8 protein-coding genes and 1 tRNA gene are annotated in these 18,345 nt (G+C 64.3%); 4 read left to right on the top strand and 5 right to left on the bottom strand.

Annotated features, from left to right (window positions below; all coding sequences use genetic code 11):
- The first annotated feature begins 196 nt into the window (after nt 1–196).
- Nucleotides 197–12,664, top strand: a complete 12,468-nt coding sequence (locus AWC27_RS05665) for a non-ribosomal peptide synthetase (protein ID WP_085669577.1) — start codon at nt 197–199, stop codon at nt 12,662–12,664.
- On the opposite strand, the gene AWC27_RS32610 is transcribed toward AWC27_RS05665, so the two are convergent.
- The 4 genes from AWC27_RS32610 to pgm form a co-directional block, all read right to left on the bottom strand.
- On the bottom strand, nt 12,661–13,071 hold the full coding sequence (locus AWC27_RS32610) for a TauD/TfdA family dioxygenase (protein WP_342744499.1): 411 nt from the start codon (nt 13,069–13,071) through the stop codon (nt 12,661–12,663). The genes AWC27_RS05665 and AWC27_RS32610 overlap by 4 nt on opposite strands.
- A 23-nt stretch (nt 13,072–13,094) precedes the next feature.
- Nucleotides 13,095–13,622 carry a TauD/TfdA family dioxygenase gene (locus AWC27_RS32605; protein ID WP_139836782.1) on the bottom strand — a complete coding sequence of 176 codons (528 nt, stop codon included), beginning with the start codon at nt 13,620–13,622 and terminating at the stop codon, nt 13,095–13,097.
- Nucleotides 13,623–13,673: 51 nt separating this feature from the next.
- Nucleotides 13,674–13,749 (bottom strand) — tRNA-Ala (locus tag AWC27_RS05650).
- Between the two features lie 152 nt (nt 13,750–13,901).
- Nucleotides 13,902–15,533 carry a phosphoglucomutase (alpha-D-glucose-1,6-bisphosphate-dependent) gene (gene pgm, locus AWC27_RS05645; protein ID WP_085669574.1) on the bottom strand — a complete coding sequence of 544 codons (1,632 nt, stop codon included), beginning with the start codon at nt 15,531–15,533 and terminating at the stop codon, nt 13,902–13,904.
- A 79-nt stretch (nt 15,534–15,612) separates the two neighbouring features.
- On the opposite strand from pgm, the gene crcB (AWC27_RS05640) reads away from it, so the two are divergent.
- The 3 genes from crcB (AWC27_RS05640) to AWC27_RS05630 are packed head-to-tail and all read left to right on the top strand — an operon-like array spanning nt 15,613 to nt 17,470.
- Entirely contained in the window at nt 15,613–16,011 is a 399-nt protein-coding gene (crcB, locus tag AWC27_RS05640; protein ID WP_085669573.1) for a fluoride efflux transporter CrcB, read from the top strand.
- On the top strand, nt 16,008–16,376 hold the full coding sequence (crcB, locus tag AWC27_RS05635) for a fluoride efflux transporter CrcB (protein WP_085669572.1): 369 nt from the start codon (nt 16,008–16,010) through the stop codon (nt 16,374–16,376). Before crcB (AWC27_RS05640) ends, crcB (AWC27_RS05635) begins: the two co-directional genes overlap by 4 nt.
- Nucleotides 16,373–17,470: a DUF190 domain-containing protein gene (locus AWC27_RS05630; RefSeq protein ID WP_085669571.1), complete on the top strand. Its 1,098-nt coding sequence runs from the start codon at nt 16,373–16,375 to the stop codon at nt 17,468–17,470. Before crcB (AWC27_RS05635) ends, AWC27_RS05630 begins: the two co-directional genes overlap by 4 nt.
- On the opposite strand, the gene AWC27_RS05625 is transcribed toward AWC27_RS05630, so the two are convergent.
- Nucleotides 17,464–18,333 carry an LLM class F420-dependent oxidoreductase gene (locus tag AWC27_RS05625; protein WP_085669570.1) on the bottom strand — a complete coding sequence of 290 codons (870 nt, stop codon included), beginning with the start codon at nt 18,331–18,333 and terminating at the stop codon, nt 17,464–17,466. The two genes, AWC27_RS05630 and AWC27_RS05625, sit on opposite strands and share 7 nt — an antisense overlap.
- Nucleotides 18,334–18,345 lie beyond the last annotated feature (12 nt).

Genomic DNA, 18,345 nt, shown 5'->3' with positions numbered 1-18,345 from the left:
GAGAGCATCGCACACCGCATCCATTTCGATGTTGATGCTCGTGCCCAGGCATGATTGCGCGCGCTTTGAGCCGTCGGTCGTCGCTGGCTGTGCTAGGTTTTTCAACGGTTGCCTAATCTCTGCTAGCGAACCAGGAAATCTGTTGAGCACCAACACATTCGATGACGATGCCTAGCCTTCTCGGCAGGAGCGGTGAATGGACCTTCACGAGGAATTTCTACCCCTCACGAGGGGGCAGCTCGACATCTGGTTGTCGCAGAACCTACATTCCCTGGATTCGGAATGGCAGGATCAAATACTCGTTGTCATCGCAGGCGCGATAGAGCCCGATTTACTTGAGCAGGCGATCCAACATGTAATTTGCGAGGCCGAACCACTTAGGGCCACCATTCTCGATAGAGATGGCGTAATTTGCCAAAAAGTCGTGGATCAGTTCGATATTGAGATCCCCCGTTATGATTTCTCGTCAGAACGAAACGCCGCGCCAGAGGTCTATCGTTTAGCATTATCCTTCCAGCGCACGCCAATGCCCTTCACTGGCCCGCTATTCAAGTTCGCAGTGTTTCGGACGCAGCCGGACGAATTCTACTTGGCTATTTGCGTTCACCATATCGTGAGCGATGGGTACGGTGTGCTGCTTATCGCCAATCGGGTGGCGTCAGTCTATTCCGCCCTCGTTGCACATGCGCCGGTTCCAGCCGCACATTTCGGCTCGTTGCAAGAACTGATTAGTTGGGAATTGGAATACGAGGCCTCCGACAACTATCTCGAAGACCGAGCTTACTGGAGTGCGATTCTTCCGCAGGAAAACACTCAAGATTACGGGTCGCCGCGAACCGAGAGTAAGCGTGATCCTGGGCGAGCTGCTGGGTGGGTGCAGTTAGACCCTTCCGTCGTCGGTCGAATCCAGCCCTTGTCCAAGCTGTTGGGCGTTCGTCAATCATCGGTGCTCAGCGCGGCGTGCGCGCTCTTGGTAAACCAGTGGAATAGCTGCGGTTCCCCGCTGGTGGTCGACTTTGCGGTTAGCCGGCGAACGACTCCCGAATCCAGAACATTTCCGGGAATGGTGGCTGGAACCGTTCCCTTGGTGTTGGAACCCTCGCCAGGATCTGATTTTGCGGAGTTCTGTCAGCACGTTGACACGCGGCTACAAGAGGCCCTACTGCATCAGAGGTTTCCGGTATACGTCCTGGAGAACAAACCCGACCCCGCCGGCGGCGGACCGGCGCCGCGTCGGATCAGTGTGAATTTGTTCCCATCTACACCCCTTGCACCCTTCGGTGACGCTGCGGCATCGGTCGTGGTGGTGCCCTTGTCCGGCGACCGTCCGGCCCTGTTCCTCACCAGGGACCGTGACCGGCTCTTTCTGGACACCACCGGCCAACCCTTTCCCGATGTCAGCGTCTCAGGTTTGGCGAGACGGCTGGAGCGCCTGCTGGCGCAGCTAGTCGCCGATCCGGGGCGGCGGTTGTCGTCGATGGATGCACTACACGACGCCGATCATTCCCGCCTGGACGAGGTGGGCAACCGGGCCGTGCTGAGCGTCAGCAAGCCAGTGCCCGTGTCGATTCCGGTGCTGTGGGCCGCACAGGTGGCGCGCACACCTGACGCGGTCGCCGTCGTGTTCAACGGCGATCACGTGAATTACGGTGAGCTTGACGCGAGGGCCAACCGGCTCGCACATCTGCTCGCCGACGACCACCGGGTGGGTCCCGGAAGCGTTGTGGCGCTGCTGTTGGAGCGCTCCACGAACACCATCGCCGCGATTCTCGCCGTATACAAGATCGGGGCCGCCTATCTGCCCATCGATCCCAACTACCCCGATTCCCGGATTGCATTCGTAGTACAGGACGCGGCGCCGGCGGCCGCGGTGACTACGGCGGGCCTGGCCGGACGACTCCCCGGGCATGACCTGAGTGTCATTGACATCGACGACCCTGCGATCAACGGTTACCCCAGTACTGGATTCCCGGCCCCCGACGCCCACAACCTCGCCTACATCCGCTACACGTCGGGCACTACCGGTGTGCCGAAAGGCGTGGCAATCACCCAGCACAACCTCACCCAACTGTTCGACGCGATGGATCGGCGTTTTTCTCCTATGCCCGGTCGGGTCTGGGCTCAATGTCATTCGTACGCATTCGATTTCGCGTCGTGGGAGTTCTGGGCCGCGCTGCTGCACGACGGTCGACTGGTGGTGGTGCCCGACGCGGTAACTCGGTCACCGGAGGACCTGCGCGCACTGTTGATCGGCGAACAGGTAGATGTGCTCAGCGTGACTCCGTCGGCGCTGGCGGCATTGTCGCCGCTGGGTTTGGAGTCGATCGCGTTGGTGGTTGCCGGTGAGCCGTGTCCCGCCGAGCTGGTGGATCGTTGGGCGGGCGGGCGCGTCATGGTCAATGCCTACGGCCCAACCGAGACCACGATCTATGCGACGATCAGCGCGCCGTTGAGCGTCGATTCGGGGGCCCCTCCGATCGGGTCACCGGTTTCGGGCGCGGCCTTGTTTGTACTGGATGCCTGGTTGCGGCCGGTGCCCGTCGGGGTGGCCGGAGAGCTGTATGTCGCGGGCCGTGGCGTCGGATGCGGCTACTGGCATCGACCGGGAATGACTGCGTCGCGGTTTGTGGCGTGCCCGTTCGGCAGCGGCGCCAACGGAACCGGCCAACGCATGTATCGCAGCGGCGACGTAGTGCGCTGGCGACCGGACGGCCAACTGGAGTTTCTCGGCCGCTCCGACACACAGGTGAAGATCCGCGGGCATCGCGTCGAGTTGGGCGAGATAACCGCAGCATTGAGCAACCTCGACGGAGTCCACCAAGCCGTGGTCATCGCCCGCGAGGACCGGCCCGGCGACAAACGCCTCGTCGGTTACATCACCGGCACAACCGATCCGGTCGTCGCCCGCACGGCATTGACCGCCCAGCTACCCGGCTTCATGGTGCCGGCCGCGGTGGTCAGCCTGGCCGCGCTTCCGTTGACGGTCAACGGCAAATTGGACACCCGCGCGCTACCGGCACCCGACTACACGAGCATCGACTGGTATCGAGCCCCGACCACTCCCGCCGAAGAGATTGTGGCCAGCATCTACGCCCAAATGCTCGGAGTAGGCCGAGTCGGCGTAGACGACTCCTTTTTCGACCTGGGTGGGGACTCACTGTCGGCGATGCGAGTTATCGCGGCAATCAACAACTCCCTGGACACTGACCTCAACGTGCGCACCTTGTTCGATGCCCCCACCGTGAGTCAGCTAGTCGCCCAAGTCACCAGCGGCGGAGCTGCGCGCACCCCGTTGGCGCCGATTCCGTTGCGGCCCGCGGTGATTCCGTTGTCGTTCGCCCAGACCCGGTTGTGGTTCATCGACCAATTGGAAGGGCCCACACCGGTTTACAACATCGCGGTGGCACTGCGGTTGACCGGTGCGCTGAATGTCGAGGCGTTGAGTCAGGCATTGGCCGACGTGGTGGGCCGTCATGAAGCCCTGCGCACAGTATTTGCGGCGGTCGACGGAGTGCCTCGTCAGGTGGTGATTGCCGCTGAACAAGCGGACTTTGCTTGCGACGTCATCGACACAACCGGATGGCCACCCACCCGGTTCGCCGAAGCCGTCAGCGACGCCGCACGCTACACGTTCGACCTGGCAAACGAAATTGCTTTTCGCGCAACACTTTTCACTGCCCGGGAAGACCAATACACGCTGGTGCTCACCATGCACCACATAGTCGCCGATGGCTGGTCGCTGGCCCCGTTGGCAACCGATCTGAGCACTGCCTACGCCAGCCGCTGCAGCGGACATGTCCCCGAGTGGACCGAATTGCCGGTGCAGTACGTCGATTACACATTGTGGAAACGTGAGCAGCTCGGTGATCTCGCAGATCCCCACAGCGGCATCGCCACTCAGCTGGCCTACTGGGAACACGCCCTGGCCGGAATGCCCGAACGTTTGGAGCTGCCCACCGATCGGCCATATCCGCCGATCGATGATCACCGTGGTGCGACCATTTCTTTTCACTGGGCAGCTGAACTACAGCAACGGTTGGCTCGCATTGCGCGTGACCATCACGCGACCAGCTTCATGGTGACCCAGGCCGCTCTGAGCGTGTTGCTGTCGAAGCTGTCCGACAGCACCGACGTGGCCGTCGGGATCCCGATCGCCGGTCGCAACGACCCCGCGCTCGACGAGTTGGTCGGCTTTTTCGTCAACACCTTGGTGCTACGGATCCAGATCGACGGCGATCCGACATTCGCCGATCTGCTCGCCCAGGTACGCACGCGCAGCCTGGCCGCCTACGAGCACCAAGACCTGCCGTTTGAAGTGCTGGTGGAGCGGCTCAATCCGACCCGGAGCCTGACCCATCACCCGCTGATACAGGTGATGCTCGCTTGGCAGAACACGATTCCCGGCAAGCTGACCTTGGGCGAGCTCGACATCAGCGAGATGCCGTTAGCAGTCCAGACAGCGCGCATGGACATGGTGTTTTCCCTGGCCGAAAAGTTCACCGACACCGGTGAATCCGCCGGAATCGCCGGCATTGTGGAGTTTCGCACCGACGTCTTCGATGCCGCCAGCATCCACACGCTGGTCGCGCGGTGGGAGCGGCTCATGCTGGCCGTGCTCGCCGATCCGCAACGGTCGCTGTCGTCGATCGATCTGCTCGATGCCGGCGAACACGCCCACCTCGATGACCGCGGTAACCGTCGCGTGCTGGCTGGCAGCCCTGGCGCACATCCAGTTTCGATTCCGGAGGTGTTTGGCCGCCAGGTGGCGATACGCCCCGAGGCGGTAGCGCTGGTGGGTGAGCAGCGGTCGTGGAGCTATGGCGAACTGGACGCCGCGGCTAATCGGCTCGCCCACGTCCTGAACGGCCACCGTGTCGGTCCCGGCCAGGTAGTGGGGCTGCTCGTCGAACGGTCGGCCCAAGCCGTCACCACGATCCTGGCCGTGCTCAAGACCGGGGCCGCCTACCTACCTATCGATCCGGCGTATCCCGATGCCCGCGTTGCGTTCCTGGTCGAAGACGCCGCCCCGGCGGCGATAGTGACGACGGCCGATCTGGCCGGCAGGTTGACGGGATACGCCGGTGCGGTGATCGATATGGACGACCCGGTAATCGATGCGTATCCGAGCACTGGGTTGCCGCACCCCGCGGCCACCAATCTGGCTTACATCCTCTATACCTCCGGCACTACCGGGGTGCCGAAGGGTGTGGCGATCACCCATCACAACCTCACCCAGCTGTTCGCTTCGCTAGGCGACAGGTTCGTGCTGGCGCCCGGGCAAGTGTGGAGCCAATGCCATTCGTACGCGTTCGACTTGTCCTCGTGGGAGGTTTGGGGCGCACTGTTGCACGGTGGGCGGCTGGTGGTGGCGCCCGACACGGCAGTTCGCTCACCGGCAGACCTGCATGCCTTGCTCATTGCCGAACGAGTCGACGTGTTGACCCAGACCCCGTCGGCACTGGGCGGTTTGTCGCCCGAGGGGCTGGAGTCGACGGCGTTGGTGGTCGGCGGTGAGACCTGTCCGGCCGAGCTGGTGAATCGCTGGGCCGTCGGCCGGGTGATGGTCAATCAATACGGGCCGACCGAGACCACGATGTTCACATCGATGAGTGCGCAGTTGACAGCGAATTCGGGTGCGCCGCCTATCGGTTCGCCGGTCTCCGGGGCGGCATCGTTTGTGCTGGATCGGTGGTTGCGGCGGGTCCCGGTCGGGGTAGCCGGAGAACTGTATGTGGCCGGCCGCGGCGTCGGCTGTGGGTATTGGCACCGGTCAGGCTTGACCGCATCGCGGTTTGTGGCGTGCCCGTTCGGCAACGGCGCGGACGCGCCCGGAGAACGCATGTATCGCACCGGCGACGTGGTGCGCTGGCGCGCCGATGGTCAATTGGAATACCTCGGACGCGCTGACGAGCAGGTCAAGATCCGCGGGTACCGCATCGAGCTCGGCGAGATAACCACGGCACTAGCCAACGTCGAAGGCGTCGATCGAGCGGTCGTTATCGCCCGCGAGGACCAGCCCGGCGACAAACGCCTGGTTGGTTACGTGACCGGGGCCGCCGATCCGACCGAGGCACGCGAGGCGCTCGCCGAGCAGCTTCCCCCACACATGGTGCCCGCGGCAGTGGTCCCGCTCAGCGCGCTGCCGTTGACGGTCAACGGCAAACTCGACATCCGTGCCCTGCCGGCACCCGACTACTCCGCCACGGACCCGTACCGCGCCCCGGCGACGCCCGCCGAAGAGATCCTGGTCGACATCTACGCCCAGGTGCTCGGCGTTGACCGAGTCGGAGTCGACGATTCATTCTTCGACCTAGGCGGCGACTCGCTGTTAGCGATGCGGGTCATCACCGCAATCAACAGCTCACTGGGGACCAACCTCAACGTCCGCATGTTGTTTGATGCCCCGACGGTGGGTCAGCTTGTCACCCATGTCGCCGCGCGAGAGACCGCGCTAGCGCCGTTGGCGCCGGTCGATCCGCGGCCCGCGACGATCCCGTTGTCGTTCGCGCAGAGCCGGTTATGGTTCATCGACCAGCTTGAAGGGCCGTCCGCGGTGTACAACGTCCCGCTGGCATTTCGGTTGCGTGGCGAGCTGAATGTCGAGGCGCTGCGCCGCGCCCTCGGCGATGTCGTGGGCCGTCACGAGAGCCTGCGCACGGTATTTGCAGCGGTCGAGGGCATACCGCATCAGGTGATCATCGCCGCTGAAGAAGCGGACTGTGCTTTCGACGTCGTCGACGCAACCCGATGGCCGACGATCCAGTTGGATGAAGCCCTCGGCGCGGCCGCGCGGGACACGTTCGACCTGGCAAGCGAAATCCCGCTCCGTGCAAAACTTTTCATCCTCGGCGAGCATCAACACGTCCTGGTGGTGACGATGCACCACATCGCCGCAGATGGCTGGTCGCTGGCGCCGTTTGTAGGCGATCTGGGCACGGCCTATGCCAGCCGGCGTGCAGGACATGAGCCTGATTGGGCAGAGTTGCCGGTCCAATATGTCGACTACACACTGTGGCAGCGCGAGCGCTTCGGTGACTTAGCCGATCCGGCCAGCGCCATAGCCGCCCAGCTGGCGTATTGGCAGGAAGCGCTGGCCGGGGCGCCGGAACGTTTGGAACTGCCCACAGATCGGCCATATCCGCAGATCGCCGATCACCGCGGCACCACGGTTGCTTTTCAGTGGTCGGAAGGGTTGCACGAGCAAGTACGCAACGTCGCGCGCGAGCACAATGCCACCAGCTTCATGGTGATCCAGGCGGCCCTCGGTGTGTTGCTGGCACGGATCAGTGCCAGTACTGACGTGGTAGTCGGAATCCCGACCGCCGGGCGCAGCGATCCCGCACTCGATCAGTTGATCGGCTTCTTCGTCAATACCCTGGTGCTGCGGATCCAGGTCGACGGCGATCCCACATTTGCCCAACTGCTCAGCGCTGTGCGGGCGCGAAGCCTGGCCGCCTACGACCATCAAGACGTACCGTTCCACGTCCTCGTGGATCGACTCAACCCAACCCGAAGCCTTGCCCACCATCCCGTGGTCCAAGTGACGTTGGCGTGGCAAAACACCACCCCCGACCAGTTGGTACTGGGAGATTTCGACGTCACTGCGGTGCCGGTGCAAACTCAGACTGCGCGTTGGGACCTGGTGTTTTCCATGGCCGAACGCTTCACCGACACCGGTGCAGCGGCCGGGGTCGCGGGCGTTGTGGAGTTCCGCACCGACGTTTTCGACGCGACCACCATCCAGAAGCTGATCTCCCGGTGGGAGCGGTTGCTGCACACCGTGCTCGCGGACCCAGAGCTTCGGTTGTCGTCGACCGACCTGCTCGACGAGGGTGAACGCGTCAGTCTGGCTGCCTGGAGCAATCGAGCAGCGCTGACCCGACCGCTGCCTTCGGTGTCGATACCGGAATTGTTCGCCGCGCAGGTAGCTCGTACGCCTGAGGCGGTCGCCGTGGTTTTCAACGACGAGCGCATGACGTATCGCGATCTGGACTCAGCCACCAACCGGTTGTCGCGCCTGCTGGCCAGCCATGGTGTGGGCCCATGCAAATGCGTTGCGCTGCTGTTGGAGCGCTCCACGCAGGCGATCGTGGCGATGACGGCGGTGCTCAAGACCGGTGCGGCCTACCTGCCGATTGACCCGGCGTACCCCGATGCCCGAGTCGCATTCATGCTCGATGACGCCGCCCCGGCAGCCGCACTCACCACAGCTGGCCTGCGCCCCCGACTTGATGGGCGCGACCTGTTGGTGATCGACGTCGAAGACCTCCGAATCGACAGCTGTCCCGACGCACCGTTGCCACCGCCTGCCCCGGACGACGTCGCCTACCTCATCTACACCTCCGGCACCACGGGCGCGCCCAAAGGCGTTGCCATCACTCACCGCAACGTCGCGCAACTGTTCACCTCGCCTACCCCGTTCGCACCCGCGGCGGGGCAGGCGGTAACCCAGTGTCATTCATATGCTTTCGACGGTTCGGTCAAGGAAATCTGGGGTGCGCTGTTGCGCGGCGGTCGGTTGGTGGTGGTTCCCGAAGCCGTGACCCGATCGCCGGCAGACCTGCATGCGCTGCTGATCTCCGAGCAGGTTGACGTGTTGAGCCAAACCCCCTCCGCGCTGGCAGTGCTGCCTGCGCAGGGATTGGAGTCAACGGCGCTGGTGGTGGCCGCCGAGCCGTGTCCGGCCGAGCTGGTGGACCGTTGGGCCGACGGACGGCTGATGATCAATGTCTACGGGCCAACCGAGACGACAGCGTATGTGTCGATGAGCGCGCCGTTGAGTTCAGGTTCGGGCCCGCCATCCATCGGTTCGCCAGTGCCGGGGGCGGCATTGTTTGTGCTGGACCAGTGGCTGCGGCCGGTACCGGTAGGAGTCACCGGAGAGCTCTATGTCGCTGGCCACGGCGTCGGCTGCGGGTATTGGCGTCGCTCGGGTCTGACCGCGTCACGGTTTATCGCGTGCCCGTTCGGCAGTGGCAGGGACGCGCCGGGACAGCGCATGTATCGCACCGGCGACCGGGTGCGCTGGCGTACCGACGGACAACTGGATTTCCTTGGCCGCGCCGACGAGCAGGTCAAAGTGCGTGGGTACCGCATCGAGGTTGGCGAAATCAGCGCGGCGCTAACGAGCTTGGCAGGAATCGACCAGGCGGTCGTGATCGTCCGCGAAGACCGTCCCGGCGACAAACGCCTCGTCGGCTATATCACCGGGACCGCCGACCCGGTCGACGCGCGCACGGCACTAACCGACCAGCTGCCCGAGTTCATGGTGCCCGCCGCAGTGGTGACGTTGCCCGCGCTGCCTTTGACAGTCAACGGCAAACTGGACACCCGCGCCTTGCCCGCCCCCGAATACGGTGAGGTTGACCGCTACCGCGCCCCCACCAACCCGACCGAGGAAATCCTCGCGGCCGTCTACGCCCAGGTGCTCGGTATCGACCGCGTCAGCGTCGACGACTCGTTCTTCGACTTGGGCGGGGACAGTATCTCGTCGATCCTGGTGACCGCCCGAGCGCGTGCTGCCGGCGTGGTGTGTAAACCGCAAGACATTTTCGTCGAGCGGACAGTGGCCGCGGTCGCTCGGGTTGCCACGCCAATTCGTCGTGAGGACGCCGTGTCCGACGATGGTGTCGGTGCGGTGATGGCGACGCCAATCATCTGTTGGCTGGCCGGTGTTGCGGGCTCGGTTGAAGAGTTCAATCAGACGATGCTGTTGCGGGCTCCCACCGGGGTCAGCGATGACGACGTGGTGCAGTTGGTGCAGGCGCTGCTGGATCGCCATGCGATGTTGCGGGCGCAGGTTGTCGACGGTGCCACCGGTGGCGAAGGTTGGTCGTTGCGGGTGCCCGAACCCGGCTCCGTTCGTGCGAATCCCGGCGTGCAGTGCGTGCCAACGTTGTCCGATAACGCGCTGCTAGCGGCCCGGCGCAGGTTGGATCCGGCAGCCGGAGTGATGGTCAGCGCCGTGTGGGCGTCTGCCAGGGCTGAACTGGTGCTGGTGATTCACCATCTGGCTGTTGATGGAGTGTCCTGGCGGATCTTGATCCAAGATCTGAATACCGCTTGGGGGCAGCTTCGTGCCGGTCAGCCGGTGGCGTTGCCAGTGCGAGGTACGTCATTTCAGCGCTGGGCGGCGCTGTTGTCGACGCACGCGCGCTCGGCAGCAGTGCTCGATCAGCTGCCGGCGTGGCGGCGCATCGAGACGGCCATCAATGCGGCCGGGCCGGTGCTGCCGGTGGTGGACCCGGTTGCCGATACGTATCTCACCGCGGGGCACCTGGCCATGTCGTTGGATGCCGAGACCACTCGCATGCTGATTGGTGAGGTGCCGGCGGCGTTTCGCGCCGGAGTACAAGACATTCTGCTGATTGCATTTGCGTTGGCGTGCACGGAATTTCGCGACTACCCGAGTGCGCCGATCGGAATCACCGTTGAAGGGCACGGCCGTAAGGACACGTTGGCCCCCGATATCGATCTATCGCAGACAGTGGGCTGGTTTACCACCAAATACCCGGTTTCGATCTCCGTCGAGCGGCTCGATTGGCATCGGGTGCGCGGCGGCGGGCCGGAGTTGGGGACGGTGATCAAAGATGCCAAAGAACAGCTTCGAAGCATTCCCGACGACCTGAGCTACGGTTTGCTTCGCTATCTAAACCCCGATGTGGAACTGAACGGCCCTGATCCTTCGATCGGTTTCAACTATCTCGGTCGGCTGGGCACTACGGCGGATTCGCCAGCGCCCAACGACGAATGGCAGATCTCCAGTTCCCGCCCGGTGTTTAGTGATCCCGCCGCTGCCGCAGTGCCCGTGCAGCTAACCCAGGCTGTCTTGCTTAACGCGGCCACCGTCGACACCGCCAGCGGTCCACAACTCATGGTCGAGTGGACCTGGGCACCGTCGACCGGGCTTGATCACACCCAAATCGCTCGGATCAATACGCTCTGGTTTGACGCTCTGGCCGGCATATGCGCTCATGTGCAAAGCGGTGGTGGCGGGCTGACTCCCAGCGATGTTGCCCTTACCGCGCTTAACCAGCAGCAGATCGACCATCTCGAAACGCGGTACGCGATCGCCGACATCTTGCCGCTGACTCCACTGCAGCAAGGCTTGCTGTTCCACACCAGCCACGGGCATCGGTATGGGCAGGGTGCCGCTGATCCGTACGTCGTGCAGCTCAGCATCGACCTGGCCGGTCACGTAGAACCCGACCGCATGCGCGAGGCCATGCAGACAATCGCCGATCGCCACCCCAACCTGGCGGCTCGATTCGTTATCGACCAGTTCCACCAACCGGTGCAGATCATTTTGGCCGATCCGGTGCTGCCATGGCGCTACAGCGACCTAGCCGACGATCGTGCACCGCAGGCACAGATCGAGCGAATATGCGCCGACGAACGTAGTGCCGTCGCGGATTTGACCCAAGCATGTCCGTTGCGCGCGAACCTGATTCGCACGGCCGCTCACCGCTATCGGCTAGTGCTGACTCACCATCACATCGTGTTGGATGGTTGGTCCCTGCCGATCCTGTTCCGCGAAATATTCGCCAGTTACGACTTGCAGCCCTTGCCCACTGCCGCCCCATACCGCAATTACTTGTCCTGGCTGAGCGGGCAAGACCACGGTGACGCTGCCACTGTGTGGCGCACCGTGCTCGCCGGCTTGCCGGCGCCCACGTTGGTCGGCCCTCCCGACCGGTTTGGCCTTGCCAGCAAGGAAGTGAAATCCTTCTCACTCCCTGCGGCCACCACCGACGAGCTCACCCGAATGGCACATTGGCACAACACCACCGTCAGCACCGTGCTGCAGGCCGCGTGGGCGTGCTTGTTGAGCTGGCTTACCGGCCAAGAAGACGTGGTGTTCGGGGTGATTGTCTCAGGCCGGCCGGCCGAACTGGCGGGCGTGCAATCAATGGTGGGCTTGTTCATCAACACCCTGCCGGTACGCGCCACCATCGCCGCGACCACCACCACCGAACAACTACTGGACCAACTACGGCACGCCCAGAACGAGACCCTGGCATACCAGCACCTGCCACTCACCGAGGTTCATCGCATAACCGGCCACGACTGGCTGTTCGACACCTTGTTCCGCTACCAGAACTATCCCTATGATTCGGGCCCCCAACCGTGCGGCCACGGCATGAGCATCCGCGAAATCACCGGCTATGAGTTCACCCATTACCCACTGAACTTGATCGCGATTCCGGGCCCCGAGCTTGAGTTCCGCGTTGAATTCGCCACCGAGGTTTTCGACGGCCCCACAATCGACGCACTGCTGGCGCGGCTGGAGCGGGTGTTGGTGGCGATGGCGGCCCATCCGGATCAGACGTTGGCTTCGGTCGCTCGTGCCGATGACGGGCAACCGGGCCGGGTGAATGGGATCGTCGGCCGCCGCCCGGTGGTGACTGCCGCGCCGATTCGGGACTACCGGGCCCCCACGACCGCCACCGAGGCGCTCCTGGCGAGCATCTACTCCCAGGTTCTGGGTGTACGCGAGGTCGGAGTCGATGACTCGTTCTTCGACCTTGGCGGCGACTCTATTTCAGCGCTGCGGGTGATTGCCGCGGTCAATAAGTCTCTTGACGTCGACCTGAATGTGCGCGCCCTGTTCGACGCATCTTCGGTGGGCAGCTTGAGCTCGCTCGTCGACGGCAGCGCTGCTTAGCTCGGGCTTGAGGGGTCTTGGGGCGGCACGGGGTCAGCCATGCCGACCAACACCCGGCGGTCGCCGGTGAATGGCCGGCGCCCGTGCGCGACCAACATGTTGTCGACGAACAGTAGGTCGCCCGGCTGCCAGGGAAAGCTTCGCGTGTGCTCGCGGTATGCCCGGTCGATCTCTTGCAACACGGCATGTGGAACGGCCTGGCCATCGCCGTATGTCGTGTTGTAGGGCAGACCCTCGATACCGACGGACTCGAGTAGCACTTCGCGCACCTCTGGGGTCAGCGAATACGGGTTGAAGAACAACCCGTGGTTGAACCACACCGGCTGGCCGGTGACCGGATGGACGTGGATCGCGGGGCGCACGTAGGTGACCGTGAGTGAGTCGTCGCGGCCCCACTCGACGTCCATCGCGTTCTCCCGGCAGTAGGCCTCTACCTGGTCGCGGTCGGCAGAAGCGAATACGTCCTGCCAAGAGATCCAAAGAAGCCGAAATGCCGTCGGTACCGCCACCCACGCTCGGCGAACTCGTCGCGAATCGCCGCCGGGATCGCCGCCAGCACGTTTCGGCAATCCGCGAGCGGTGTCTCACCGCCGGTGGCGGATGCTGTTACGCAGCAGAAGTACAACTTCAGGGGCCACGACGTGCAATGCGAGTTCTCGTTGTGCAGCGAAATGACCTCCCCCGCTGGATATTCCGTGGAGGTGAAGATGTTGTCTCCGACGGCCGTCCTTGGGGTGGCACGCTCGCGGTAGCTCGCCCACTCCCGCGAAGTCGCCACGATGCAGCGGTTAAGTGCGGTGGGGCTGTCAATCCCGAAACCTCGGAACAGCAGCGCGCCGCTGTCCCGCAAGGCAGCTTCCCAGATCTCGGAGTGCTCGTGCAGCCATGGAACGAGGTCCTGCCCGATGTCATCCGGGCGCATGACCCGCGGCAAAGGCGGTGTCTGCGACTCGCTCACGCGCTACCCTCCTCGGTCTTTCTCACGGGAGGCTGACGCGACTCATCACATTGGTGGAGCTAAGGGGACTCGAACCCCTGACCCCCACACTGCCAGTGTGGTGCGCTACCAGCTGCGCCATAGCCCCAATAAGTTGTGCCCATCGAAGCTACACCACTGTCAAGACGGGTTCAAAGCCGCTGGTCAGCGCCCACCGATATCGCATGCGCTATCGCATTTTGAAATCGGATATGCCCGGCCAGCCAGTGACTGATGTGGCCGATGTGACACAACCGGCCGCTAGCCGATGACCTTGCTGACCACTTCCCGGGCCGCCTGTTGCACCTCGGCCAAGTGGTCGGCTCCATGAAACGACTCCGCGTAGATCTTGTACACGTCCTCGGTGCCCGACGGCCGAGCGGCAAACCAGGCGTTTGCCGTGGTCACTTTCAGACCGCCCAGCGGCGCACCGTTGCCCGGCGCTGCCGTCAGCTTCGCCACAATCGGCTCCCCTGCCAGTTCCGTGGCGGTCACCTCCTCGGCCGAAAGCTTGCTCAGCCGGGCCTTCTGCTCCCGGTTCGCCGGCGCGTCCACCCGGGCGTACGTCGGCGCCCCATAAGCAGCAGCCAGCTCGGCATACCGCTGCGACGGCGTCTTACCGGTGACCGCCAGAATCTCGGATGCCAGCAACGCCAGGATGATGCCGTCCTTGTCGGTGGTCCACACCGAACCGTCCCGCCGCAGAAACGACGCCCCCGCGGACTCCTCGCCGCCGAACCCGATTGTGCCGCCGAGTAACCCGTCGACGAACCATTTGAATCCGACCGGCACCTCGACCAGTTTGCGGCCGAGGCCGGCCACCACCCGGTCGATGATCGACGAGCTGACCGCGGTCTTGCCCACGGCGATCCCGGCCGGCCAGGACGTCCGATGTGTGTACAGGTAATCGATCGCGACGGCCAGGTAGTGGTTGGGATTCAGCAACCCCTCGTCCGGGGTGACGATGCCGTGCCGGTCCGAGTCGGCGTCATTGCCGGTGGCGATCTGGTAGCGGTCCCGGTTGGCGATGAGCCCAGCCATCGCATCCGGTGAGCTGCAGTCCATCCGGATCTTGCCGTCGTGGTCGAGCGTCATGAACCGCCACGTCGCATCGACCAGCGGATTGACCACCGTCAGATCCAAGCGGTGCCGAGTAGCGATCTCAGCCCAGTAATCCACGCTCGCCCCGCCCAGCGGGTCGGCGCCAATGCGAATCTGAGCCGAACGTATCGCCGCAATGTCGACGACGTTGGGCAGGTCGTCGACATAGTTAGCCAGATAGTCGTGCCGTTGCACGGCCTGTAACGCCGGCGCCAGCGGCACCCGCCGCACTCCCGACCCGCCGTCGCGCAGAATCTCGTTGGCGCGCTTGGCGATAGCACTGGTCGCGTCGGTGTCCGCCGGACCACCGGTGGGCGGGTTGTACTTGAACCCGCCGTCGGGCGGCGGGTTATGCGACGGCGTCACCACGATTCCATCAGCCAGCGCCGACGTGCGGCCCCGGTTGTAGGTCAGGATGGCGTGGCTGATCGCTGGCGTCGGGGTGTAGCGGTCGCGACTGTCCACCACCGTCAGCACTTCGTTACCCGCCAGCACCTCCAGCGCAGACACCCAAGCCGGTTCCGAAAGCCCATGTGTGTCACGGCCGATGAACAACGGTCCGGTGGTGCCCTGGGCCGCGCGGTACTCGACGATGGCCTGGGTGATGGCCAGAATATGGGCCTCGTTGAACGCCCCGGCCAGGGCCGAGCCGCGGTGCCCCGAGGTGCCGAACGCCACCTGCTGTGCGACGTCGTCGGGATCTGGCGCCACGGTGTAGTAAGCCGTCACCAGGTGTGGCAGATCGACAAGATCTTCGGGCTGGGCCGGCTGTCCGGCTCGGGGGTTGGCCATGGTTACCAATTCTGCCCGTAGGCCGCCGTCCCGGTTAGGCTGCGAAGCGCACAGTTGGCTGACCGAAGGGAAACAACCAGTGGCAGGCCGCGATTACCGGGAGTTGGCCGCGATTTTCGCCGGCGGAGCGCTGGGCGCCTTGGCTCGAGCGGCGCTGGGCACGCTCGCGGTCCCCGACCCGGCACGCTGGCCCTGGCCGACCTTCACCGTCAACATCGTCGGCGCATTTCTGGTGGGCTACTTCACCACGCGGTTACTGGAGCGATTACCGCTGTCCAGTTATCGGCGCCCGCTACTGGGCACCGGGTTGTGCGGCGGGCTCACCACCTTTTCCACCATGCAGGTCGAGACCGTCAAGATGCTCGAACACGGCCATTGGGCCCTGGCCACCACCTATATCGTCGTCAGCATCGTGCTCGGGTTGCTCGCTGTACACCTGGCGACGGTGCTGGTCCGGCGGGTGCGAGTGCGCTCATGACGACGGTTCTGGTGTGGGCCGGCGTCATGGTCATCGGTGGCATCGGGTCGGTGTCGCGGTTTCTGGTGGACCGCACGATCGCGCGCCGGATGGCACGTTCCTTCCCGTACGGCACCTTGACCGTGAACATCAGCGGCGCCGTGCTGCTGGGTTTCCTCGCCGGCCTGGCGCTGCCCAAAGACGTGGCGCTGCTGGCCGGCACAGCGTTCGTCGGCGCCTACACCACCTTTTCCACCTGGATGCTGGAAACCCAGCGGCTCAGCGAAGAGCGCCAGATGGTTACCGCGTTCGCAAATATCGCCGTCAGCGTCGTGCTCGGTTTAGCCGCCGCCGTGCTGGGGCAATGGATCGCGGAGCAGATATGAGCGAGCAATCCCTGAAGTTGACCGCGTACTTCGGCGAGCGCCAGCGCGCGGTCGATGAGCCCAGACGGTTCCTCGCCGACGCCATGTTGGATTTGTTCGACACCCGCGAAGTCGCAACCAGCGTGATGATGCGCGGTACCACCGGCTTTGGCCCCAAGCACGAACTGCGCGGCGACCAAACGCTGAGCCTGTCCGAGGACCCGCCGGTGACCATCGTCGCCGTCGACGTCGAGTCGAAGATTCGTCCGCTCGTCCAAGAGGCGACGGCCATGACCGGTACCGGTTTTGTGACGCTGGAACGCGCGCGACTGGTCACCCGGCATAGCGGTGCCGACGCACTCAACGACATCGACAGCCGAACCGGGGACGCCACCAAACTCACCGTCTACGTCGGCCGGCAAGTGCGATGCGCCGGCGCGCCGGCCTACCACGCCGTGTGCGAACTCTTGTATCGGCATGGATTCGCAGGTGCCACAGTACTTTTGGGCGTCGACGGCACGGCATACGGTGAGCGCTACCGGGCCCGGTTCTTCGGGCGCAATACCAACGTTCCGCAGATGATCATTGCCATCGGGTCGGCTCCACAGGTGACGGCCGCTGCTGCCGAACTGGCCAAGCTGCTGCCCAATCCCCTGCTGACCATCGAGCGGGTGCGGTTGTGCAAACGCGACGGCGAGCTATTTGCCCGTCCTCAAGAGCTGCCGCCAACCGATGCCCAAGGTCGCACCCTGTGGCAAAAGCTGATGGTGCACACCGCCGAAGCGACCCACCACGACGGGCAGCCGATCCACCGCGCACTTGTCTACCGGCTGATGCAGTCGGAGACGGCGCGCGGCGCAACTGCGCTGCGCGGCATCTGGGGCTTTCACGGCAACCATAAACCCCACGGGGACAAGCTATTTCAGATCGTCCGTCGCGTCCCGGTGACCACCATCATCGTCGACACGCCCGACGCCATCGCACGCAGTTTCGACCTCGTCGACGAGCTGACCACCCACCACGGGCTGGTAACCAGCGAAATGGTTCCCGCGGCCGTATCCCTCACCGGATCCGCACACTCCGCCGAAACCCAACTGGCACAGTACGACTACTGACCGGGCGTCCACTGCTCGGCCAACGCCGAAATCCAGTCGGGCACGGCGCCTGGATCAGCCGGTGGCGCCGCAACGATGACCAACTCGTCCACCCCGAGTTCGGCAAGCGCACCGACGTCATCCACATGCAGGCTCCGCAGAGCCACCGCGAGCCGCAGTTCACTGCGCTCACGGCCGGCGTCGGCACACAGCCGTTCGAGCTTGCCGATGCTTTCGCGCACCGCGCCCACCCCGTCGAGATTGAAGCCGTACCAGCCATCGGCCCAGGCCGCCACTCGCCGCAGCGCGGGATCGCTGTTCCCGCCGACGACGACCGGAATCCGACGATCGCGAACCGGTTTGGGGTTGACCCGGATCGAGTCGAAGCCCACGAATCTTCCATCGAAGGAGGCGACGTCATCGCGCCACACGGCGCGCATGGCGGCGACGTACTCGGCGGTGCGGGCGGCGCGATGCTCGAACGGCACCCCGAGTGCGTCGAACTCCTCACGCGACCACCCGACGCCCACACCGAGAGTCAGCCGCCCGCCACTGAGCCGATCCAGGCTGGCGGCCTGTTTGGCCACGATCACCGGGTTGTGTTCGGGCAGCAACAGCACGCCGGTGGCGACGGTGATCCGCGACGACGCCGCCGCGGCAAAACCCAGCGCGATCATCGGGTCAAGCCAATCCGCTTGCGCCGGAACGGCGATGACGCCGTCATCGGAGTAGGGGTAGCGTGACTCCGATCGGTCCACCATCACGACGTGCTCGCCCGCCCACAGGGTGGCGAACCCGCATTCTTCGGCCGCGGAGGCGACGGCGTCGATCACGGCCCGGTCAGCGCCGGCGCCGATTCCCAGTGCGTGCAATCCCAGCTGCATCAGACCCCGATC

The organism is Mycobacterium szulgai, from assembly GCF_002116635.1.
Lineage (GTDB): Bacteria > Actinomycetota > Actinomycetes > Mycobacteriales > Mycobacteriaceae > Mycobacterium > Mycobacterium szulgai.
The sequence above is the reverse complement of the archived record's forward strand: the minus strand, read 5'-3'. Positions and strand labels throughout refer to the sequence as shown.